The sequence below is a fragment of the Flavobacterium sp. genome (assembly GCF_041911335.1).
Classification (GTDB): Bacteria; Bacteroidota; Bacteroidia; order Flavobacteriales; family Flavobacteriaceae; genus Flavobacterium.
Window position 1 is genome coordinate 1 of the sequence record NZ_JAYRPD010000012.1, and the last position, 22,010, is coordinate 22,010.

A 22,010-nucleotide genomic window follows, 5' to 3' on the forward strand; every position below is an offset into this window, starting at 1 on the left:
ACAAAATAGAAAAAAATAGCCCCAAACAAGTTGAGGCTACACAAGGTAAACATCCAGTGAATAATCGCAAGAAGCTTCCTCTCGGTGTAACAAAGTTAAAAAAAATAACAACATAAATTTGCAATTAAAGATAGTACCTAGTTAGCTTTCCATTTTCTTTTTTGGATTATTGCTAAAAAGAACTATTTTTGTTCTTCAATTATACGCCAAATAAATTTTATACACGCCATGACACAGTCAGAATTATACCACACGCTTGCGCTCATGCAAGTGGAAGGAGTAGGAGATGTAATCGCCAAAAAACTCATCCAACATTGCGGAAACGCAGCAGAAGTCTTCGCTTCAAAAAAATCCCAACTTCAAAAAATTGACGGCATTGGTTCGGTTGTAATTAAAAATTTACAAGACAAATCGGTATTTGCAAAAGCGGAAGCGGAACTCCAATTTATTGCACAAGAAAATATTTCCACTACTTATTTTCAAGAAGAAAACTATCCCGAAAGATTAAAAAATTGTTACGATAGTCCCGTACTTTTATTCCAAGCCGGAAATATCGATTTACAAAACCAAAGAATCATCAGTATTGTCGGCACACGTCAAATCACGACGTATGGCATGGAATTTACTAAGAAATTGATTGAAGAAATTTCACCTTTAAATCCCATAATTGTTAGTGGTTTTGCTTACGGTGTTGATATTTATGCCCATCAAATGGCAATGGATTGTGGTTTACAAACCATAGGTGTTTTAGCACACGGATTAAATCAAATTTATCCGAAAACCCACAAAAAGTACATGGCAAAAATGGAACAAAATGGCGGCTTTTTAACCGAATTTTGGAGCACCAGCAATCCCGATAAGGAAAACTTTATCAAACGGAATCGCATTGTGGCTGGTATTAGCGAAGCTACTATAGTAATTGAAAGTGCCGAAAGAGGCGGATCATTGGTCACCGCTAATTTAGCTAATGATTATAATAGAGATGTTTTCGCTGTTCCAGGAAGAACAACGGATAAATACAGTCAAGGTTGCAACAATTTGATTAAAACACAACGCGCCAATTTGCTCACATCAGCAGCGGATTTGGTTTACATTTTGAATTGGGAATTGCAACGCGAATCTCAAAAAGTAATTCAAAAACAATTGTTCGTTACCTTAACAGATGAAGAACAAATCATTTACGATTACCTTCAAAAAACAGGAAAAGAAATGATGGACATTATAGCTTTAGAATGCGATTTTCCCATTTATCGCATTTCGTCTATTTTGTTAAATATGGAATTAAAAGGAGTGATTCGTCCTTTGCCAGGTAAAATGTTTGAGGTGGTTTAATTTTAAACTCGTAAATTAGTGTCAAAATTAAGAACAATGTACACGCTTCCAAAAATTGAACGATTCCAACAAAATGTTGCCTCAAAATATACGATTTATAACAGTGTTTTTATCACGTTGCCTTTTGATGAGATCAATAATACCGGTGTTTTGTTGCCTTTGTTTTCAGAAGTTTGTGAAAACGGTTATAAAAATGAACAAAGTCCAGCGGAGATTTTTGAAACCTTCGTAACGAAATATTTGGATAATCCTTCTGAAGCAGAAAAAATCAGTTTGTTGTTTCGATTTATTCAATATGTGGAGCGCCAAGTGGTGCTTTTTGATGCGATTGAAGATGCCGCTTTTCCAATTGTAAACAATATGGAAGGCAAGAGTTCGCTTCGTGCTATTAAAGAAACAGCAGAATCAGAAGGAAAAACCAAAGAACTGAAAGAGTTTTTAGAAAACTTTAAAGTTAGAACGGTTTTAACCGCGCATCCAACACAGTTTTATCCGGGTTCAGTTTTAGGAATTATTACCGATTTAACGGAAGCTTTGAAATCTAATAATCATATTGTAATTAAAGATTTGTTGGCGCAATTGGGTAAAACGCCGTTCTTCAAAAAAGAAAAACCAACTCCTTTTGATGAAGCTGTGAGTTTGATTTGGTACTTGGAAAACGTCTTTTATCCTACGGCAAGCGAAATGGTGCATTACCTTCAAAAGAATATTTTCAAAGGAAACGAACTCAAAAATGATGTACTCAATTTAGGTTTTTGGCCCGGTGGCGATCGAGATGGGAATCCGTTTGTAACTACTGAAATCACTTTGAAAGTTGCCGAACGTTTACGAACTTCTATTTTAAAATGTTATTACACCGATATTCGAAAATTAAAACGAAAATTAACTTTCACAGGTGTTGACGTGATTATTGCCGAATTAGAAAACAAGTTATACCGTTCGGTTTTTTATTCGCAAGGAGAGATTTTTATTTCTTTGGAGGAATTCAAATCGCAATTACATAATATCAAAAATATCATTGTTGAAAAACACCAATCGCTTTATGTGGATGAGGTGGATTTGTTATTGAACAAAGTCAATTTGTTTGGCTTTCATTTTGCGACTTTAGACATTCGCCAGAATAGCAAAATTCACAAAGCGGTTTTTCAAGACATTGTTCAAAAAGAGAAAAGTTTGTTTCCAGCAGATTATTTTAATTTATCGGAAACAGCAAAAATTGATATTTTGTCTAAAGCTTCTGCCCAATTAAAAGCTTCAGATTTTGAGGATGAAATTACGAAAGAAACCATCAGTTCTATTGAAGCTATTCGCACGATTCAAAAGAATAATGGCGAATTAGGCTGTAACCGTTATATTATTAGTAACAACGAAAGTGCTTTGAACGTCATGGAAACCTTGGCGATGTTTCAGTTGTGTGATTGGAATAATCCAACGGTTGATGTGGTCCCGCTTTTTGAATCGGTGGAAGATTTGCACAAAGCCGATTTGGTGATGGAACAATTGTACACGAATTCGGTTTATGCGAATCATTTGAAAAATCGTGGCAATCAGCAAACCATCATGTTAGGTTTCTCAGACGGAACAAAAGATGGTGGTTATCTAATGGCAAATTGGGCAATTTTTAAAGCAAAAGAAGCGTTGACTGAAATTTCCAGAAAGTACAACATCAAAGTGATTTTCTTTGATGGTCGTGGCGGACCTCCAGCGCGTGGTGGTGGAAAAACGCATCAGTTTTATGCTTCGTTAGGGCCAAAAATAGAAAGTCAGCAATTGCAATTAACGGTGCAAGGACAAACCATTAGTTCTAATTTTGGAACGTTAGATTCGTGTCGTTATAATTTAGAGAATTTGGTGAGTGCGGGTGCGAAAAATCAAGTTTTCAATACCAATCAAAATGAATTGACGCATTCTGAAAATGCCATTTTAGAACAATTAGCTGAAATTAGTTTTAAGAAATATATTGATTTTAAAAATCATCCGTTGTTTGTGCCTTATTTGGAAAAAATGAGCACGTTGAATTATTACGCTAAAACGAATATTGGAAGTAGACCATCCAAAAGAAAATCAGAAGCGAAATTAAATTTAGATGATTTAAGAGCAATTCCGTTTGTGGGTTCTTGGAGTCAATTGAAGCAAAATGTACCCGGATTTTTCGGACTTGGAACGGCTTTAAAACATTTTGAAGAACAAAACCGTTGGGACGAAGTAAGTCACTTGTACCAAAATTCGTTGTTTTTCAGAACGTTGTTGGAAAACAGTATGATGGCGTTATGTAAATCGTTTTTCCCGTTGACAGCTTATATGAAAAATGATCCTGAATTTGGCGCTTTTTGGACCATAATTCACGATGAATATTTAGAAACCAAACGCTTATTGCTAAAAATTTCAGGTTTCAAAGAATTAATGGAAAACTATCCCGACGGAAAAGCTTCCATAGAAATGCGAGAAAAAATGGTGGTGCCTCTATTAACGATTCAGCAATATGCCTTGTTAAAAATTAAAGCTTTGAGAGAAAACCCAACACCAGACGAAAAGTTAATTGCGGTTTATGAAAAAATAGTAACGCGCTCGTTGTTTGGAAATATTAACGCGAGTAGAAATTCGGCTTAGTTTTTGTTGTTGATTTTGTAAATTCAGGTTTATGCAAAAACTAATCTTACTTACATTTTTTTCTTTCTTTATATTTTCTTGCAATGAGAAAGAAAAAACCTATGAAGAATTAGAAGCAGAAGTTTTGTGTGATGTGTTGCCGGAAATTGCAAAACATGAGATTAACAGTTTTCTTAGATTAGGAATTATTATTCCACCACCAGAAATTGACTCAATAAATTATACTAATAAACAGATTGATAGTATTAAAAAAGTAGAATATAATGATTGGAAAAAGTATAAAAAAATAAGAAAAGAAAAATCAGATAGTATATTTAATTTGGTTGAAAAATTTAAGCGAATTGAATTTGGAATTTTAGATACTCTTGCAGATGTTGAAAAATTAAAATTTGATAAGAATATTTATAAATTTAATAATTTAGATTTTAGAGGTGTTGAATTAAAAGAATTTGAAAAATGTAATCTAAAAATTAATTTAATAAATTTTAAAAACACATTTGAGGGTGAAGATAGAAATTCAAACAATCCTTTGGTTTTCTTAACTCGAGTACTTATTGATGAGAAAGATGAAAAAGCATTTTTTTCTGTATTAAAAATGTATGGAACTTATCATGTATTTTGTAATTTCTCTAAAAAGGAAAACAAATGGAAAATAGAAAAAATCATTAGAGAATAAAAAACCTCAAAATTTATACATCTAAACTTTGAGGTTTTTCTTTTTTTAAATTTGATTTTTCTTAGTAACCCAACTTCTCTCTAACTCTTTTCAAAACACCATTAGCTACTTTACTTGCTTTTGCGGCACCTTCGAGTAATAATTTATCTACTTCTTCTAAGTTGTTGATGTAGTAATTGTATTTTTCTCTTTCGGTTTTGAATTTCTCAACGATTAATTCGAATAATTCTTGTTTTGCGTGACCGTAGCCGTAATTTCCACCTAAATAGTTGGCTTTCATTACTTCCGTTTGTTCTGGTGTTGCTAACAATTTGTACAAAGCAAAACAATTACAAGTATCTGGGTTTTTCGGATCTTCTAATGGTGTACTATCGGTTTGAATTCCCATAATTTGTTTGCGAAGCGCTTTATCGTCCACAAAAATATTAATGAAATTGTTTCTCGATTTACTCATTTTTTGTCCGTCTGTTCCCGGAACATACATGGTTTCTTCACTTGTTTTTCCTTCTGGTAAAACAAAGGTTTCTCCCATTTGGTGATTAAAACGCGAAGCCACATCTCTTGTAATTTCAATGTGTTGCAATTGATCTTTTCCTACCGGAACAATATTAGCATCATACAATAAAATGTCAGCAGCCATTAGCATTGGATAGGTAAATAATCCCGCATTTACATCTTCTAATCTATCCGCTTTATCTTTGAACGAGTGCGCTAAAGTTAAACGTTGGAACGGGAAAAAACAGCTCAAATACCAAGACAATTCCGCTGTTTGAGGCACATCTGATTGACGGTAAAAAATTACTTTATCGGTATTTAATCCACAAGCTAGCCAAGTTGCCGCCGTACTGTAGGTGTTTTGTCTTAATTCTGCACCATTTTTGATTTGCGTAATCGAATGCAAATCGGCAATAAAAAGAAACGATTGGTTATCAGGATTTTCAGCCATTTTAATTGCTGGTAAAATTGCTCCTAATAAATTACCTAAGTGAGGCGTTCCTGTACTTTGAACTCCGGTTAAGATTTTTGCCATTTTCTACTGTTTTTTGCAAAGGTAAAGGATAATGTAAAAAGGCAAAACTAAAAAGTGGAAGTTTTACGAAAATCATTACTTTTGGGAATATTATTTGCTGAAGAAAATGAAATTTTTAAAATATCCGCTTACCCTTTTATATCGAATTTGGTTCTATATTTTGGTTTTAGTTCCCATTATTGTACTTTTTCCTTTCATTTTGGCTACGATTTTAAGTGAAAAAACCTATCCGTTATTTTTTAGAATTGCGCGTATTTGGGCAAAATTCATTTTAATTGGAATGGGATTCCATTACAAAATAGAAGGCGATGAGGTTTTTGAAGATGGAAAAAGTTATATGTTAGTTGCCAATCACACTTCAATGACCGATATTATGTTGATGTTGATTGCAGTTAAAAATCATCCGTTTGTTTTTGTAGGAAAAAAAGAATTGGCTAAGATTCCGATTTTTGGATTTATCTATAAACGTGTTTGTATTTTGGTTGATAGAAGTAGTAGCAAAAGTCGCTATGCGGTTTTTGAACGTGCTCAGAAAAGAATTCATCAAGGATTGAGCATTTGTATCTTTCCAGAAGGTGGCGTTCCCGAAGAACATATTGTGCTGGATGATTTTAAAGATGGCGCTTTCAGAATTGCTATTGAGCATCAATTACCTATTGTACCAATGGTATTTTTTGATAATAAAAAACGTTTTTCGTATACTTTTTTCAGTGGAAGCCCAGGAAAAATGAGAGCTAAAATTTATCCGATTATTGAAACCAAAGGAAAAACCTTAGAAGATAAAAATGCTTTGAAAGAACAAGTAAGAGGAATTATTTTGCAACCTTTATTGGACGATTTAAATTAAAAAAGTCCAGACGCATCCAGACTTTTTCAGTTTCATTTTAACTAGAAATGAAACAACTTAACTATAAATTTAAGCTTAACCAACAAAGCTTAAAAACTAAAACTAATTCCGGTATACAAGCCTATAAAATAAGGCCTAAAGTTACCGGAATTCTCACTAAACGTATTGATCTGGTATTTAAACATAGGCTGGAAATTGGCATTAAAAGAATTCCAGAAATTATATCTAAAACCCAAACCGACATTACTACTAAAATGTATATTGTTTAAATTATTTGCTCTTCCTACTTCCATTTCGAGACCATTTGCGACTAACGAAATGTTATTTTGATTTAAAAATAAAGTACTCATTCCACCAATCACCTCAATACCAAATTTTTTATCCAACAGTTTGTAGCTTAATTCTAAAGGTACTTCGATGTAGCTAATATTTTGTTGTAAGGCTCCTACATTGTTTTCAATAACTACATTTTCTATATCGCCTGATAATGTTTCTACATTATTAAGTTTTGATGAAAATACCATGTTTGCAGCATTTTCATTTCTGGCAATAGATGGAATATTGCTTTCTGCACCTCTTATTTTAGCACCAAAAATGATATCATTAGTGTTATAACTTAGACTGATATTATTCACTCCTGTTCTTACACTTAATTTTTGATTTACTTCATAACTTCCAGTAATACCGAAGCTCAAAGTGGTAGCATAATTTTTACTATTTGAATCAAATTGTTGGTCAATTGAAGATCCTAGTGCTAAGGAGTTAAAATAAACAGGCGACGCGTTTGTGCTAATCGCCCATTTACTTCTTTTTTCTTCTTTTTCATCTTCATTTTTCCCAGCCTCTTTTTCTTTAAGCAATTCCTCTAGCAGATTTGTTTCTTTAGAAACTTCAGCCACTAGCGTACTATCTTGAGTAATGATTTCATTGGAAACAACAACATCTGAATTGTTTGTTTGTTTTATAATAGAATCATTATTAGTTATTGTTGTTGTGTTTGATGTTTTATTTTCAAAAAAAGCATCAATAGTTTCTTTATTGATAGCGTTTTTATCTTCTCTATTATTATCAACTACGTTATTATCATCAAATAGGTTTTCAAAATCAGAATTATTTTTAATTGACTTCGATTTTGATTTTCTTTTTGCTTTGTTTTTTTCTGTATTAGCAACTAAAGCTTTTTCAGAATTTGTTACAGATGATGATTGTTTTTTGAAATTGTTCTTTCCTTTTTTAAATCCTTTTTGATTTGAACTTGCATCAATATCGTTTTGTAATTTGCCATTTGAAACTAATCCGTTTCTTCTACTAAAATTGTTTTTAAGTTTCGATTTAACTAATTTTTCATCAATCGATTTTTCATTATATTGATTGATTGAGTTGTTAGATTTTTTATCTAAATTTTCTTCATTTGATTGCGAATCATAAACAATAGCTTCGTTATTAGGTGAAGTAATGTTTGAATTATTTGAGTTTCCTTTAGAATCTTCAGTATTTACAATTGTGTTGTTAGAATTTGGCACCTCAGTTGTATTGCTTTCACCTGAGAAATTCCAAATTAATGAACCGATTATAAATAATGAAGCGGCAATTCCAGAAAATTGGAACCAAATAGGCACAATTCTTTTTTTCTTTTTCTTTTCATTTAAACGACTAGCAATAATATCCCAAGAATCTTGAGGCGGTAAGGCTTCAAAATCTTTGAATTTCTCTTGAAATAATCGTTCTATATTTTTATTGTCTTTCATTTACTTTTTTTTACCTCAAAACTATTATTGGATTCAATCTTATTTTTCAAAATAGCTTTTGCTCTAGCTAAATTTGATTTAGATGTTCCGATGTTGATTTCTAACATCTCTGCAATCTCTTTATGAGAGTATCCATCTAATACATATAAGTTAAAAACCAATCGATATCTATCTGGTAATTCTTGAATAATCTTAGTTAAAAACTCTAAACTGATGTTATCATCATCAATTTCAATTTCCTCATCATCAGCTATTTTCTCAGAAACAATTTCAAAAATATTTTGTTTTCTATATTGCTGTAGTACATAATTAATAACGATTCGTTTTGCCCAACCTTCAAATGAACCCGTTTTTTTGTATTGATTTATTTTTTCAAAAATGATTAAAAAACTTTCTTGTAAATTGTCTTGAGCTTCTTCGTAATTACGTGAATACTTCAAACACACAGAAAACAATTTTGGCGCTAGTAAACGATAAACTTGCTCTTGTGCTTTAGTATTGTTGTTACTACATTCATCTATAAGTTGCTCTATAATCAATTTACGATAAGTTAATTAACAGGAATGTCGTATTCTAAGAAAGTATTATTACCTTCAGAGTCCTCTCCAGTCCAAAATTTAAAAATATAATTTCCTGTACTTGTTACTTGAAAATTAAAAGTTTCTTCTACTAAAATATTTTCTACTGGCGCACAATTTCCTCTGTCTTCAAGCAAATTTTTGATTGCACAAATTCTCATGTTTAAATCTTTTTCATAATAAATTCCATACGGAGAGTGGCAATTTGATGGCCTATAATATCGCATCGTTATAGGATAAGTTTCTCCAAGTTCAAACTCAGTTGGTATGTCGACAGATTCAACAGGTAAAATATGAACCGAATAATCATTCCCTTCAGGTTCACAAGAATTAAATAAAAAAAGGATACTTACTAATAAAATTAATTTTTTCATTTTCATTGATTATTATACTTTGTAGATTAATTTTTTTAAAAAAGGTTGCGTCTATTTGTAAAAAAAATCACGCTCAAGGCGTGATTTAATTTTTAAGCGTTATTTTCTTTGATAAGCTCTTTAATTTTTTGTTCCAGTTCATCCATTAATTCTGGATTGTCTTTGATTAATGCTTTTACAGCATCTCGACCTTGACCTAATTTCGTTTCTCCGTAACTAAACCATGAACCACTTTTTTTGATGATTTCAAATTCTACAGCTAAGTCTAAAACTTCACCTACTTTTGAAATTCCTTCACCATACATAATATCAAATTCTGCCGTTCTAAATGGTGGTGCTACTTTATTTTTTACAATTTTAACTTTAGTTCTATTACCAATAACGTTTTCACCATCTTTAATTTGAGTTGATTTACGAATATCAATACGAACCGAAGCATAGAATTTCAAGGCATTTCCTCCAGTTGTAGTCTCTGGACTTCCAAACATTACTCCAATTTTATCACGTAATTGGTTAATGAAGAAAACTGTACAATTCGTTTTGTGAATCGTTCCTGTTAATTTTCTCAAAGCTTGCGACATCAAACGTGCGTGTAATCCCATTTTAGAATCACCCATGTCGCCTTCAATTTCACTTTTTGGTGTTAAAGCAGCAACGGAGTCAATTACTACAACATCAACCGCCCCGGAACGAATTAAACTCTCAGCAATTTCTAATGCTTGTTCCCCATTGTCAGGTTGTGAAATAATTAAATTGTCGATATCAACTCCTAATTTTTCAGCATAAAAACGGTCAAATGCATGTTCTGCATCAATAAATGCTGCAATTCCTCCTGCTTTTTGAGCTTCAGCTATGGCGTGTAATGTTAACGTAGTTTTACCTGACGATTCTGGTCCGTAGATTTCTATGATTCTTCCTCTTGGATATCCATTTACTCCAAGCGCTAAATCAACACCTAACGAACCTGTAGGAATAGCTTCTACTTCTTCAACAGCGCTATCACCTAGTTTCATTACGGTTCCTTTTCCGTATGTTTTGTCAAGTTTGTCTAATGTTAGTTGTAAGGCTTTTAATTTTGCTTCTTTGTCTGAACTCATAATATTTGGCTTTAAATTGATTACAATTCTTTTTTGGTAAAAATACAGCTTTTTTCAATTGTGCCAAAAATTGTTAATATGTTTTCAAGAGCATTTAAAGATTTGATTTTTAATCAATTTTATTACCTTTGTGCCCGAATTCTTCCATTTAGAATTCATAATCTATTTCTCACTTAAACGTTTATAGCATGCAACTGTATAACACTTTAAGCGCAGAAGAAAGAGCTCAATTAATTGATGAAGCCGGAAAACAACGTCTTACATTATCTTTCTATGCGTATGCCAAAATTGAAGATCCCAAAAAATTTCGCGACGATTTATTTATCGAATGGAACAAACTCGATGCTCTTGGTCGAACGTATGTAGCCAAAGAAGGTATCAATGCTCAAATGAGTGTTCCTGCCGAAAACTTCGAAGCTTTTAGAGAAACTTTAGAAGCCTATGATTTTATGCGTGGCATTCGTTTGAATGTCGCTGTAGAACACGACGACCATTCGTTTTTAAAATTAACGGTAAAAGTTCGTGATAAAATTGTAGCCGATGGTTTGAACGACGAAACGTTTGATGTAACCAATATTGGAGTGCATTTAAAAGCGAAAGAATTCAACCAAATATTAGAAGACCCAAACACGATTGTAGTCGATTTTAGAAATCACTATGAAAGTGAAATCGGTCATTTTAAAGGTGCAATTACTCCAGATGTAGAAACTTTTCGTGAATCGTTACCAATTATTAACGAACAATTAAAAGATTTCAAAGAAGATAAAAACTTGGTGATGTATTGCACTGGAGGAATTCGTTGCGAGAAAGCGTCGGCGTATTTCAAACATCAAGGTTTTAAAAATGTTTTCCAATTAGAAGGCGGAATCATCAATTACGCGAAACAAATCAAAGAAGAAGGTTTGGAAAGTAAATTCATCGGAAAGAACTTCGTTTTCGACCACAGATTAGGAGAAAGAATTACTGATGATATCGTTTCACAATGTCACCAATGTGGAAAACCTTGCGATAATCACACGAATTGTTTGAACGATGGTTGTCATTTACTATTCATTCAATGTGACGAATGTAAAACAGCCATGGAAAATTGTTGTTCTACCGAATGTTTAGAAATCACACATTTACCATTGGCCGAACAAGTTAAACTTCGTAGAGGAAAACAAGTAGGAAATAAAGTGTTCCGAAAAGGAAAATCAGAGAATTTGAAATTCAAACATTCAGGAGAACTTTCGCATAAACCTTTGGCTGTAGCCGAAAAAACAAAAGACATTCGTCAGAAAATAAAAGTAAAAAAAGTATTGCTTGGTAAAGCCGAACATTATTATGTGAAAGCACAAGTAGGCCTTTTCGTTATAGAAAATCAAGAACTAAATGTTGGTGACAGCATTCTAATTTCGGGACCAACAACTGGAAATCAAGAATTGGTTTTAGAAAAAATGTTCGTAAACGGAACAGAAAGTTCATCAGCAAAAGTTGGCGATAAAGTAACTTTTGAAGTGCCTTTTAGAGTAAGATTATCCGATAAATTATTTAAAATTATCAGCTAATGACAACTTCTGGAAGAATAGAATTAATGGCGCCTGCAGGAAATTTCGAATCGATGCAAGCAGCTTTAGATAATGGTTGCGACTCAATTTATTTTGGTGTAGAACAATTAAACATGCGAGCTCGTGCAACGGTGAATTTCGTTTTAGACGATTTGCCAGAAATTGCGCGTCGTTGTAACGAAAAAAACGTTAGAACCTATCTAACTTTAAATACGATTATTTACGATCATGATTTATCGATTGTAAAAACGCTTTTAACCAAGGCCAAAGAAGCTGGAATTACAGCCGTAATTGCATCCGACCAAGCAGTGATTATGACAGCTCGTACGATGGGAATGGAAGTCCATATTTCTACCCAATTGAATGTAACGAACATCGAAACTGTAAAATTCTACTCCATGTTTGCTGATACGATTGTTTTGTCTCGCGAGTTGAGTTTGCGTCAAGTGAAAAAAATTACCGATGACATCGAAAAAGAGCAAATAAAAGGACCAAGCGGTAATTTGGTAGAAATCGAAATCTTTGGTCACGGTGCTTTGTGTATGGCAGTTTCAGGAAAATGTTATTTGAGTTTACATTCACATAACTCATCGGCAAATCGTGGTGCGTGCAAACAAAATTGTCGTAAAAAATACACGGTTATCGACCAAGAATCTGGTTTTGAAATCGAATTGGATAACGAATACATGATGTCGCCAAAAGACTTATGTACCTTAGATTTTCTAGACCAAGTTATTGATTCTGGAATCAAAGTTTTAAAAATTGAAGGTCGTGGTCGCGCTGCTGATTATGTAGCAACTGTTATCAAAACGTATCGTGAAGCTATCGATTCTTATTACGAAGGAACGTTTACTAAAGAAAAAATTCAAACTTGGATGGAAGCCTTGGCAACCGTTTACAATCGTGGTTTTTGGAGCGGTTATTATTTGGGACAAAAATTAGGCGAATGGTCAGACAATCCAGGTTCTAATGCCACTCAGAAAAAAGTATATGTTGGAAAAGGAATGCATTATTTCCCAAAATCAAGTATAGCCGAATTCAAAATTGAAGCTTACGACATTAAAAAAGGCGATAAAATTTTAATCACAGGTCCGTCAACAGGAGCGCAAGAATTAATTTTAGAAGATTTCTTTGTGAATGATGTCACTTCTGAAAAAGCAACTAAGGGAGATAGTTGTACTTTGAAAGTGCCGTTCCGCATTCGTTTATCGGACAAAATGTATAAAATTGTAGAAAACTAATGGTTGTTGTTACGCTTCAAAGAGACAAGTGCATTGGTTGCAATTATTGTGTAGAAATGGCACCCGCACAATTTCAAATGTCTAAAAAAGACGGAAAATCAGTATTAATAAAATCAGTTGATGCCAAAGGTTTTCACACTTTAAAATCGGCTGATCATACAATTGTTGAAAATTGTGAATTAGCAGCAAAAGCTTGCCCGGTGCATATTATTACCGTAAAAGAAACTTAAATTTTTGTTTTACAATACTATATGAAAACCTATTTCGTTTTATAATGAGATAGGTTTTTTCTTTTTGTACAACTTCCAAAGATTGAATTTGAAAGTTTCCATAAAAAATCAATATCTTTACGCTCAAAAACATTTTAGAAACGTAGTCCAACAAACGGACAATCAACATATATTCAAAATTATGGCATGTACAAACTGTTCCACGGGTGCTAAAGACGGCACACCAAAAGGATGTAATAATAACGGGACTTGCGGCACCGATAGCTGCAACAAACTTTCGGTTTTCGATTGGTTATCAAACATGACGTTGCCAGGTGGTCAAGAACCATTTGATGCAGCTGAAATTCGTTTTAAAAACGGAAGAAAAGAATTTTTTAGAAATACAGAAAAGCTAACATTAGCTATTGGAGATATCGTTGCTACTGAAGCTTCTCCAGGACACGATATTGGAATTGTGACTTTAACAGGCGAATTGGTAAAAATTCAAATGAAAAAGAAAGGCGAAAATCCAGACAAAGAACTAGCCAAAATTTACAGAAAAGCTTCTCAAAGAGATATTGATATTTGGACAGAAGCTCGAAATAAGGAAGAAGCCGTTCGTATGCGCGCCAGAGAAATCGCTATCCATTTGAAATTAGAAATGAAAATTTCGGATGTTGAATTTCAAGGAGATGGTTCTAAAGCAACGTTTTATTATACTGCAAATGACCGTGTAGATTTCCGTCAATTAATTAAAGAATTTGCACAAGAATTCAAGATTAGAATCGAAATGAAACAAGTTGGTTTCCGTCAAGAAGCAGCTCGTTTAGGAGGAATTGGTTCTTGTGGAAGAGAATTGTGTTGTTCAACTTGGTTAACCGATTTTAGAAGTGTGAATACTTCAGCAGCTCGTTATCAGCAATTGTCGTTAAATCCACAAAAATTGGCAGGTCAGTGTGGTAAATTAAAATGTTGTTTGAATTATGAATTAGATACCTATTTGGATGCATTGAAAGATGTGCCCGATATGGATACGAAATTATATACCGAAAAAGGCGATGCATATTGCCAGAAAATCGATATTTTCAAAGAAATCATGTGGTTTTCTTATGCTAATGCTCCAGCACAATGGTTGGTTTTACCAGTTGCAAAAGTAAAAGAAATTGTAGCTATTAATAAGAAAAAAGAACGTGTAGCAGCATTGGAAGATTATGTAGTGGAAACGGTTCAAGAAGTAGAGAAAAAATTCGAAAATGTGGTAGGACAAGACAGTTTAACTCGTTTTGATCAACCTAAGAAAAAGAACAACAATAGAAACAAAAAACGTAAACCATCAAATTTTAAAAATGCTCCTAAAAAAGACTAAATTTATTGGGTTAGTGCTATTCACTGTGCTTTTTTTCTCTTGCGATGAAAAGCAATTTTTCAGTGAATACAAAGAGTTAGACGGTTCTTGGAAAAAATCAGACACCTTGCGTTTTGCATTTGAACAAAAAGACACGGTAAATCCGTATCATTTGTTTCTAAATGTAAGAAACAATAATGATTATCCTTTCAATAACATGTATTTGATTGTTACGATGAAGGAGCCAGGAAAAAAACCAACCATTAAAATAGATACATTAGAATATTTAATGGCAAACCCAGATGGAACTTTATTAGGTGAAGGTTTTTCAGATGTGAAGGAAAGCAAGTTGTGGTATTTGAAGAACTTCAAATTTAGTAGAGCAGGAAAATATAATGTTGAGGTAGTTCAGGCAGTGAGAGAGACAGGAAAAGTAGATGGAGTGTCAGAACTTAAAGGAATTACAGAATTAGGATTAAGAATTGAAAAAATAAAATAGTATGGCTACCAAAAAAGCAAATACAAACGATTTTTCAGAGTATAAAAGAAAATTTTGGCAATTATTTGCCTACGGATTTTTAGGAGTAATTTTATTATTCCTTTTTGCGTCTTGGGGATTTTTTGGAAAGATGCCTTCATTTGATGATTTGGAAAATCCAGATTCAAATGTAGCAACTGAAATTATTTCTTCAGATGGAGTGGTTATTGGAAAATTCTTTAAAGAAAACAGAACGCCTGTAAAATATGAAGAATTACCACAACATTTAGTAAAAGCCTTAGTAGCTACAGAAGATGAACGTTTCTACGAACACTCAGGAATTGACGCTAAAGGAACGTTGCGTGCGGTTGTTCGATTAGGGAGAGATGGAGGAGCAAGTACCTTAACCCAACAGTTGGCTAAAAATTTATTCCATGGTGAAGGTTCGAAATTCATTTTGTTCAGGGTAATTCAAAAAGTAAAAGAATGGATTATTGCGATTCGTTTGGAACGTCAATATACTAAACAAGAAATCATCGCGCTTTACTTGAATCAAGTAGATTTCGTAAATGGTGCGGTTGGAATTCGTTCGGCAGCTAAAATCTATATGAATAAGGAGCCAAAAGATTTAACTATTGAAGAATCTGCTTTGTTTGTAGGGATGTTAAAAAATCCTTCGTTATATAATCCAAATCGTAAAAAAAGAGCCAAATTAGTTTTAGACCGAAGAAATACGGTTTTAGGACAAATGGTGAAAAACGGCGTAATTTCTGAAGCTAAAAAAGAAGAACTAAGAAAACTTCCAATTAAATTAGATTTTAGACCGGAAAGTCATTCCGAAGGAAGTGCGACTTACTTTAGAGAATATCTAAGAGATTACATGAAAAAATGGGTAAAAGACCATTTAAAACCAGACGGAACCGAATATGATTTGTATCGCGATGGTTTAAAAATTTACACGACTATCGATTCCAAAATGCAACAATATGCAGAGGAAGCGGTAACCGAGCACTTGAAAAACTTGCAAAAAGAATTCTTCATTAATGCAAAAGGAAAAGAAAATGCACCATTCGTAGATATTACTCCAGAGCAAACGCAACAAATTATGATGCAAGCTAAGAAAAATTCTGAGCGTTGGAGAAAAATGGATTTGAATGGAAAATCAGAAGAAGAAATTCTAAAATCTTTTGATGTGCCTGCAAAAATGAAAATCTTTACCTATGAAGGTGAAAAAGATACTATCATGAAACCAACAGATTCCATTATTTACTACAAGCATATGTTGCAAACCGGTATGATGGCTATGGAACCAAGAAGTGGTCACATCAAAGCTTGGGTAGGAGGAGTTAATTACAAATATTTCCAATACGATCACGTGGGGCAAGGAGCAAGACAAGTAGGTTCTACTTTCAAACCATTCTTGTATGCAACAGCTATTGAACAATTGGGAATGTCACCATGTGATTCTATAATCGATAGTTATTTCACTATGCCAAAAGGCAAATGGGGAATTGATGCCGATTGGTCTCCAAAAAATTCCGACGGCAATTACAGAGGAACCATTACATTACAAAAAGCATTAGCAAACTCGGTAAACACAGTTTCTGCCAAGTTAATTGATAGAGTGGGACCAAAAGCGGTTGTAGCGATGGCGAAAGAATTAGGAGTTACTTCTGATATTCCAGAGCAACCTTCAATTGCATTAGGCGCTGTTGATATTACGGTGGAACAAATGGTTGGCGCTATGAGTACGTTTGCCAATCAAGGAGTATATGTAAAGCCAACATTTATCATCAAAATTGAAGATAAAAACGGAGTGGTTATCGATCAACCAGTGCCAGTTACAAAAGATGTCGTGAATAAAGATGTCGCTTATGCCGTTGTAAAATTAATGGAAGGAGTTACCAGTTCAGGAACGGGAGCCCGTTTAAAATATGGTGGCGGCGGTTTCATCCAATACGATTATAGTTTTGGAAATCCAATTGCGGGAAAAACAGGTACTTCTCAAAACAATTCCGATGGATGGTTTATCGGAATGGTGCCAAATTTAGCAACTGGAATTTGGGTTGGAAACGAAGACCGAGCGGCCCATTTTAGAGCAACAAGATTAGGTCAAGGAGCTACAATGGCATTACCTATTTGGGGAATCTTCATGAAAAAATGTTATGCAGACAGCGATTTAGATGTATCCAAAGAACCGTTTGAACGTCCAGACGATTTAAAAATTAAAGTAGATTGTTGGACACCTAAAAAAGTAGTGGATTCAACAGCTGTGCCAACAGATGAACCTAGTATGGATGAATTCGGATTATAAACAACAACAAACCAAAATATGATTTCTAGAAAAGTTAATAACGTACAAGAAGCATTAGAAGGAATTCAAGACGGACAAACTATCATGTTAGGTGGTTTTGGTCTTTGTGGAATTCCTGAAAACAGTATTGCCGAATTAGTAAATAAAGGAGTTACCAATTTAACTTGTATTTCCAATAATGCAGGTGTTGATGATTTCGGATTGGGATTATTATTACAAAAACGTCAAATCAAAAAAATGATTTCTTCTTATGTAGGAGAAAACGCTGAATTTGAAAGACAAATGCTTTCAGGTGAATTAGAAGTAGAACTAACACCACAAGGAACTTTAGCTGAAAAATGTCGTGCTGCTCAAGCCGGAATTCCAGCATTTTTTACCCCAGCAGGTTACGGAACAGAAGTAGCAGAAGGAAAAGAAGTTCGTGAATTTAACGGAAAAATGCATGTTTTAGAACACGCTTTCAAAGCCGATTTTTCTATCGTAAAAGCATGGAAAGGTGACGAAGCAGGAAATTTGATTTTCAAAGGAACAGCTCGAAACTTTAATGCACCAATGGCTGGCGCAGCAAAAATTACTATTGCTGAGGTTGAAGAATTAGTACCAGCTGGAACTTTAGATCCAAATGAAATTCACATTCCAGGAATTATGATTAATCGTATTTTCCAGGGGGAAAAATTTGAGAAAAGAATTGAGCAAAGAACCGTTAGACAAAAATAATTAGCCAATGTGCAAATGAGCCAATGTGACGATGAGCCAATTAGTCAATAAAATAATTGACATATTGATACATTCTCAAATTGACACATTAAAATAGGCACATTGACACATTATCAAATTGACACATTACATTATGGCATTAGATAAAAATCAAATCGCAAAAAGAATAGCACAAGAAGTAAAAGACGGTTACTATGTAAACTTAGGAATCGGGATACCAACTTTAGTTGCCAATTATGTTCGTACCGATATTTCAGTTGAATTTCAATCAGAAAATGGGGTTTTAGGAATGGGACCCTTCCCTTTTGAAGGTGAAGAAGATGCGGATATCATCAACGCAGGAAAACAAACAATTACGACTTTACCAGGAGCAAGTTTCTTTGATTCGGCTTTTAGTTTCGGAATGATTCGTGCACAAAAAGTAGATTTAACGATTTTAGGAGCAATGGAAGTTTCTGAAAACGGCGATATTGCCAACTGGAAAATTCCAGGAAAAATGGTAAAAGGTATGGGTGGTGCTATGGATTTAGTAGCTTCTGCAGAAAATATTATCGTAGCCATGATGCACGTAAATAAAGCAGGAGAATCGAAAATCTTGAAAAAATGTACACTTCCTTTAACAGGTGTTGGTTGTGTGAAAAAAGTCGTTACGGAATTAGCGGTTTTAGAAATCACACCAAAAGGATTCAAATTGTTAGAACGTGCGCCAGGTGTTTCAGTAGAAGACATCATTAAAGCAACAGAAGCCGATTTAGTCATTGAGGGAGAAATTCCAGAAATGAAAATCGATTAGCCAATGAGGCAATTAGTCAATGTGTCAATTTGCTTAACTATAGTTCAATTGACACATTGGCACATTATAAAATCGACACATTAAACAAATATATAAGCCATGATAACATTTCAAGAAAAGTACCAAAACAATTTAATTCTTTTAAAATCATTTGAATTTGCTAAAAAAGTAGTTCAATACACAGAAAAATTAGAAGAAGATAGAAAGTATGTTATCGCCAATCAACTATTAAAATCAGGAACTTCGATAGGAGCAAACATCAAAGAAGCTCAAAATTCTGAAAGTAAAGCTGACTTCATTCATAAAATGAAAATTGCAATGAAAGAAGCCGATGAAACCGAGTTTTGGTTATTCCTTTGTAATGAGTTGGAAAATTATCCAAATTCAGAAGAATTACTAAATGAGGTTTTTGACATATTAAAAATTACAAATAAAATCATTTCAACCACTAAAAAAATGAGCCAATGAGGCAATAAGCCAATGTGACAATGAGAGAATGTGTCAATTAGTTGATGAATCAATAATAAGAATTGGCACATTGACACATTTTCAAATTGACTAATTAAATTGGCACATTGACACATTTTCAAATTGACACATTAATATGTTCCCAAAAGTAATTTTAAAATCAGGTAAAGAAAAATCAATTCAACGTCGTCATCCATGGATTTTTAGTGGTGCGGTTTACGGTGTTAGTCGTGAAATAAACGATGGCGAAATGGTAGATGTAGTCGATTCGAAAAACAATCATTTAGGAACTGGATATTTCAGCGATAAAGGAAGTATCGTAGTTCGTATTTTGACTTTCGGAGATGAAACTTTTTCTGAAAACTTTTGGGTAACCAAACTACAATCGGCTTGGTATTTACGTACGCAACTATTAGATTTTGAAGTTACAAATGCTTTTCGTGTGATTCACGGAGAAGGTGATGGAATTTCGGGATTGATTATTGATTATTACGATAAAAATTGGGTAATTCAAGCGCATTCCACAGGAGTTTTTCTTCAAATGGAGCAAATCGCTGAAGCCATAAAATCGAATTTTCCAGACTATTGCGAAACCATTTATTGCAAAAGTTCAGGAACTTTACCAAATACAGGAACTGATTATTTCTTATTCGGAAATAAAGTAGAAGCGGTTGCGAAAGAGAACAACATTTTGTTTTCGGTAAATTGGGTAGAAGGACAAAAAACAGGTTTTTTCTTAGACCAACGCGAAAACCGTAAATTATTGGGTGAATTCTCAAAAGGTAAAAAAGTATTAAACACGTTTTGTTATACAGGCGGATTTTCAATTTACGCCATGAGTGCCGGAGCAGAATTAGTAACTTCGGTAGATATTTCTCAAAAAGCTGTAGATTTAGCGGCGAGTAATATGGAATTAAATTTTCCAAATGCCAATCATAAAGCTGTAGCTGATGATGTATTCAACTTCATGAAAGAGAATCATCAAATTTACGATGTAATTGTATTAGATCCGCCCGCTTTCGCGAAAAGCATCAAAAGCAAACATACGGCAACGCAAGCCTACAAACGTTTAAATATTGCAGGTTTAAAAGCCTTAGCTCCAAACGGAATTCTATTCACGTTCTCTTGCTCACAAGTTATTGATGATGTTTTGTTTTATAACACCGTTGCCGCCGCGGCAATAGAAACCGGAAGAAACATCCGAGTATTACATAAATTAGAACAAGGCCCAGATCATCCAACCAACATTTACCATCCAGAAGGTCATTATTTAAAAGGATTGGTTTTGTTTGTGGAGTAGGTTTTTAGTTGGGAGTTTAGAGTTTTCAGTGTTCGGTTTTTAAATGTTTATGTTGATTAATTTAATAGATTATAATTAGTATCGTAATATATTATTTTGTATTTTCCTTCGGGTAAATAAATTTGATTATTTTTAATTTGTTCAATTTTCCCTTTAAAAACTGTTATGTTTGTTAATTTTGAAATTACCTCAACATAATACCCTTTGTTTTTATTAATTTTAATTTTTTGAGGTAAAATTCCTGTCTTTGCTTTATACCAATATCCAATTTCTTTATCAGATTGGATAATCGTATAATCAAAATAGGTGTTTTCTTCTTTAATTAAGTGCGGGGTGTCTAGTTTATATTTATTATTTAATAACTTAAAAATTGATTCTTGTTCTCCAAATGAATCAATATAGTAAAGCTGGTTTAAAGAAACAATTTTCATATTTGGTAAAATTTCTTTTAGATATTGTCCCATTGGCTTTATATCTTCATAATTATAAAAAGTATGCCCATGACCGCCAAAAACGATAAATTTTGATTCTGGATTTTTATCAATTATTCTTTTTATATTAATGGCTTGCATAGAATCTCTACATCTTTGATTATTCAGTGTTTTATCTTCGCAATCATATTTATGATCGTAGCCAAATAATTTTATATTGTTTTTAAATGAATAATCGGTAAGCAAACCATAAGTTGGTTGTTTTAAGTAATAACCTTTAATTTCCTTACTAGTAAGTGGTTCAATTTCTTCTTTTGGAGTAAAGTCTTCTGTTAATAAATGAGTAAATCCATACTTTTTTAAATGATGTAAAAAAAATAACGTTGAGTATCTTGATGTTTCAAAAAAATGGTAATCGTTAATTAAAATTATTTGATACTCGTTAAGTTTTTCTATTTCATCATTAATATTAATAGGTTTAAAATCATTAATGCTTTTGCCATTTTTAAGTTTTTTTGCTTTGAATGGATATAGTTGATTAATGATTTTAGAAGATTCAATGTAGTTGCCTCCTTCATTCAGCCTATCAATTAAATATGTAATTTCATTAACATTTTTAAATGGACTTAAGTTTTTTAAATTAATTTTATTTAAAAAGGTATCAAAATATAGTAGTTTATTATTATCAAAAAAAGTACTAATTAAGTTAGAGTCAGGTTTATAATCTTTATAATTTAACCCGTTGGGTGTAATTATTTGAGAGAAAAAAGAGAGAATTTAGTGAAAAAAAATGGTTTAGATATTGTTCAAGATACTGAAATTCAGTATCTTGATGTCGTCAAACAAAACAATATCTATGTCAAATATAGTAAAAA

General features: G+C 33.1%; 20 protein-coding genes. 14 read left to right on the plus strand and 6 right to left on the minus strand.

Going from position 1 to position 22,010, the window contains the following annotated elements; translation table 11 throughout:
- Positions 1-228: 228 nt before the first annotated feature.
- The 3 genes from dprA to ACE3PD_RS01250 are packed head-to-tail and all read left to right on the plus strand — an operon-like array spanning position 229 to position 4,618.
- On the plus strand, positions 229-1,332 hold the full coding sequence (dprA, locus tag ACE3PD_RS01240) for a DNA-processing protein DprA (RefSeq protein WP_374398766.1): 1,104 nt from the start codon (positions 229-231) through the stop codon (positions 1,330-1,332).
- A gap of 36 nt (positions 1,333-1,368) precedes the next feature.
- Positions 1,369-3,942, plus strand: a complete 2,574-nt coding sequence (locus ACE3PD_RS01245) for a phosphoenolpyruvate carboxylase (RefSeq protein ID WP_374398768.1) — start codon at positions 1,369-1,371, stop codon at positions 3,940-3,942.
- A gap of 31 nt (positions 3,943-3,973) precedes the next feature.
- Positions 3,974-4,618 (plus strand): hypothetical protein, encoded by a 645-nt coding sequence (locus ACE3PD_RS01250; RefSeq protein ID WP_374398770.1) that lies wholly within the window; start codon positions 3,974-3,976, stop codon positions 4,616-4,618.
- Positions 4,619-4,679: 61 nt separating this feature from the next.
- Here the strand turns inward: ACE3PD_RS01250 and trpS are convergent, their stop codons facing one another.
- Positions 4,680-5,648, minus strand: a complete 969-nt coding sequence (gene trpS / locus ACE3PD_RS01255) for a tryptophan--tRNA ligase (RefSeq protein WP_374398772.1) — start codon at positions 5,646-5,648, stop codon at positions 4,680-4,682.
- A 106-nt stretch (positions 5,649-5,754) separates the two neighbouring features.
- Between trpS and ACE3PD_RS01260 the strand changes: the two genes are divergently transcribed.
- Positions 5,755-6,495 carry a lysophospholipid acyltransferase family protein gene (locus ACE3PD_RS01260; protein WP_374398774.1) on the plus strand — a complete coding sequence of 247 codons (741 nt, stop codon included), beginning with the start codon at positions 5,755-5,757 and terminating at the stop codon, positions 6,493-6,495.
- A gap of 89 nt (positions 6,496-6,584) precedes the next feature.
- Here the strand turns inward: ACE3PD_RS01260 and ACE3PD_RS01265 are convergent, their stop codons facing one another.
- The 4 genes from ACE3PD_RS01265 to recA form a co-directional block, all read right to left on the minus strand.
- Entirely contained in the window at positions 6,585-8,243 is a 1,659-nt protein-coding gene (locus ACE3PD_RS01265; RefSeq protein ID WP_374398776.1) for a hypothetical protein, read from the minus strand.
- The gene (locus tag ACE3PD_RS01270; protein WP_374398778.1) at positions 8,240-8,782 is read right to left on the minus strand and encodes an RNA polymerase sigma factor; all 543 of its coding nucleotides are present in this window, start codon (positions 8,780-8,782) and stop codon (positions 8,240-8,242) included. Before ACE3PD_RS01270 ends, ACE3PD_RS01265 begins: the two co-directional genes overlap by 4 nt.
- Before the next feature lie 11 nt (positions 8,783-8,793).
- On the minus strand, positions 8,794-9,195 hold the full coding sequence (locus ACE3PD_RS01275; protein WP_374398781.1) for a hypothetical protein: 402 nt from the start codon (positions 9,193-9,195) through the stop codon (positions 8,794-8,796).
- 92 nt (positions 9,196-9,287) lie between these two features.
- Positions 9,288-10,292, minus strand: coding sequence for a recombinase RecA (gene recA, locus ACE3PD_RS01280; protein ID WP_026725599.1), 1,005 nt, complete (start codon positions 10,290-10,292; stop codon positions 9,288-9,290).
- Positions 10,293-10,480: 188 nt separating this feature from the next.
- Between recA and ACE3PD_RS01285 the strand changes: the two genes are divergently transcribed.
- The 10 genes from ACE3PD_RS01285 (at position 10,481) to ACE3PD_RS01330 (ending at position 20,704) form a co-directional block, all read left to right on the plus strand.
- Positions 10,481-11,839 carry a rhodanese-related sulfurtransferase gene (locus ACE3PD_RS01285; RefSeq protein ID WP_374398783.1) on the plus strand — a complete coding sequence of 453 codons (1,359 nt, stop codon included), beginning with the start codon at positions 10,481-10,483 and terminating at the stop codon, positions 11,837-11,839.
- The gene (locus ACE3PD_RS01290; RefSeq protein WP_374398785.1) at positions 11,839-13,080 is read left to right on the plus strand and encodes a peptidase U32 family protein; all 1,242 of its coding nucleotides are present in this window, start codon (positions 11,839-11,841) and stop codon (positions 13,078-13,080) included. The genes ACE3PD_RS01285 and ACE3PD_RS01290 overlap by 1 nt, the downstream gene beginning before the upstream one ends.
- Complete coding sequence (locus ACE3PD_RS01295; protein ID WP_026725596.1) at positions 13,080-13,310, plus strand: ferredoxin; 231 nt, start codon at positions 13,080-13,082, stop codon at positions 13,308-13,310. Before ACE3PD_RS01290 ends, ACE3PD_RS01295 begins: the two co-directional genes overlap by 1 nt.
- A 181-nt stretch (positions 13,311-13,491) precedes the next feature.
- The gene (locus ACE3PD_RS01300; RefSeq protein ID WP_374398788.1) at positions 13,492-14,655 is read left to right on the plus strand and encodes a stage 0 sporulation family protein; all 1,164 of its coding nucleotides are present in this window, start codon (positions 13,492-13,494) and stop codon (positions 14,653-14,655) included.
- Entirely contained in the window at positions 14,636-15,133 is a 498-nt protein-coding gene (locus tag ACE3PD_RS01305; protein WP_374398790.1) for a gliding motility lipoprotein GldH, read from the plus strand. Before ACE3PD_RS01300 ends, ACE3PD_RS01305 begins: the two co-directional genes overlap by 20 nt.
- A 1-nt stretch (position 15,134) precedes the next feature.
- Positions 15,135-17,426: a penicillin-binding protein 1A gene (locus tag ACE3PD_RS01310; RefSeq protein ID WP_374398792.1), complete on the plus strand. Its 2,292-nt coding sequence runs from the start codon at positions 15,135-15,137 to the stop codon at positions 17,424-17,426.
- An 18-nt stretch (positions 17,427-17,444) separates the two neighbouring features.
- Complete coding sequence (locus tag ACE3PD_RS01315; RefSeq protein ID WP_374398794.1) at positions 17,445-18,143, plus strand: CoA transferase subunit A; 699 nt, start codon at positions 17,445-17,447, stop codon at positions 18,141-18,143.
- 133 nt (positions 18,144-18,276) lie between these two features.
- Positions 18,277-18,936 carry a CoA transferase subunit B gene (locus ACE3PD_RS01320; RefSeq protein ID WP_374398796.1) on the plus strand — a complete coding sequence of 220 codons (660 nt, stop codon included), beginning with the start codon at positions 18,277-18,279 and terminating at the stop codon, positions 18,934-18,936.
- Between the two features lie 99 nt (positions 18,937-19,035).
- Positions 19,036-19,404 (plus strand): four helix bundle protein, encoded by a 369-nt coding sequence (locus ACE3PD_RS01325; protein ID WP_374398798.1) that lies wholly within the window; start codon positions 19,036-19,038, stop codon positions 19,402-19,404.
- A gap of 136 nt (positions 19,405-19,540) precedes the next feature.
- Positions 19,541-20,704 carry a class I SAM-dependent rRNA methyltransferase gene (locus ACE3PD_RS01330; protein ID WP_374398800.1) on the plus strand — a complete coding sequence of 388 codons (1,164 nt, stop codon included), beginning with the start codon at positions 19,541-19,543 and terminating at the stop codon, positions 20,702-20,704.
- Between the two features lie 56 nt (positions 20,705-20,760).
- Here the strand turns inward: ACE3PD_RS01330 and ACE3PD_RS01335 are convergent, their stop codons facing one another.
- Entirely contained in the window at positions 20,761-21,381 is a 621-nt protein-coding gene (locus ACE3PD_RS01335; protein WP_374398802.1) for a hypothetical protein, read from the minus strand.
- Between the last annotated feature and the right edge of the window lie 629 nt (positions 21,382-22,010).

Excerpts from the sequence above, each read along its gene's own strand:
- ACE3PD_RS01320 (WP_374398796.1), top strand. The coding sequence starts at position 18,277 with ATGGCATTAGATAAAAATCAAATCGCAAAAAGAATAGCACAAGAAGTA.
- ACE3PD_RS01315 (WP_374398794.1), top strand. The coding sequence starts at position 17,445 with ATGATTTCTAGAAAAGTTAATAACGTACAAGAAGCATTAGAAGGAATT.
- ACE3PD_RS01250 (WP_374398770.1), top strand. The coding sequence starts at position 3,974 with ATGCAAAAACTAATCTTACTTACATTTTTTTCTTTCTTTATATTTTCT.
- ACE3PD_RS01310 (WP_374398792.1), top strand. The coding sequence starts at position 15,135 with ATGGCTACCAAAAAAGCAAATACAAACGATTTTTCAGAGTATAAAAGA.
- trpS (WP_374398772.1), bottom strand. The coding sequence starts at position 5,648 with ATGGCAAAAATCTTAACCGGAGTTCAAAGTACAGGAACGCCTCACTTA.
- ACE3PD_RS01325 (WP_374398798.1), top strand. The coding sequence starts at position 19,036 with ATGATAACATTTCAAGAAAAGTACCAAAACAATTTAATTCTTTTAAAA.
- ACE3PD_RS01265 (WP_374398776.1), bottom strand. The coding sequence starts at position 8,243 with ATGAAAGACAATAAAAATATAGAACGATTATTTCAAGAGAAATTCAAA.
- recA (WP_026725599.1), bottom strand. The coding sequence starts at position 10,292 with ATGAGTTCAGACAAAGAAGCAAAATTAAAAGCCTTACAACTAACATTA.
- dprA (WP_374398766.1), top strand. The coding sequence starts at position 229 with ATGACACAGTCAGAATTATACCACACGCTTGCGCTCATGCAAGTGGAA.
- ACE3PD_RS01290 (WP_374398785.1), top strand. The coding sequence starts at position 11,839 with ATGACAACTTCTGGAAGAATAGAATTAATGGCGCCTGCAGGAAATTTC.
- ACE3PD_RS01285 (WP_374398783.1), top strand. The coding sequence starts at position 10,481 with ATGCAACTGTATAACACTTTAAGCGCAGAAGAAAGAGCTCAATTAATT.
- ACE3PD_RS01305 (WP_374398790.1), top strand. The coding sequence starts at position 14,636 with ATGCTCCTAAAAAAGACTAAATTTATTGGGTTAGTGCTATTCACTGTG.
- ACE3PD_RS01260 (WP_374398774.1), top strand. The coding sequence starts at position 5,755 with ATGAAATTTTTAAAATATCCGCTTACCCTTTTATATCGAATTTGGTTC.
- ACE3PD_RS01295 (WP_026725596.1), top strand. The coding sequence starts at position 13,080 with ATGGTTGTTGTTACGCTTCAAAGAGACAAGTGCATTGGTTGCAATTAT.
- ACE3PD_RS01330 (WP_374398800.1), top strand. The coding sequence starts at position 19,541 with ATGTTCCCAAAAGTAATTTTAAAATCAGGTAAAGAAAAATCAATTCAA.
- ACE3PD_RS01245 (WP_374398768.1), top strand. The coding sequence starts at position 1,369 with ATGTACACGCTTCCAAAAATTGAACGATTCCAACAAAATGTTGCCTCA.
- ACE3PD_RS01300 (WP_374398788.1), top strand. The coding sequence starts at position 13,492 with ATGGCATGTACAAACTGTTCCACGGGTGCTAAAGACGGCACACCAAAA.
- ACE3PD_RS01275 (WP_374398781.1), bottom strand. The coding sequence starts at position 9,195 with ATGAAAAAATTAATTTTATTAGTAAGTATCCTTTTTTTATTTAATTCT.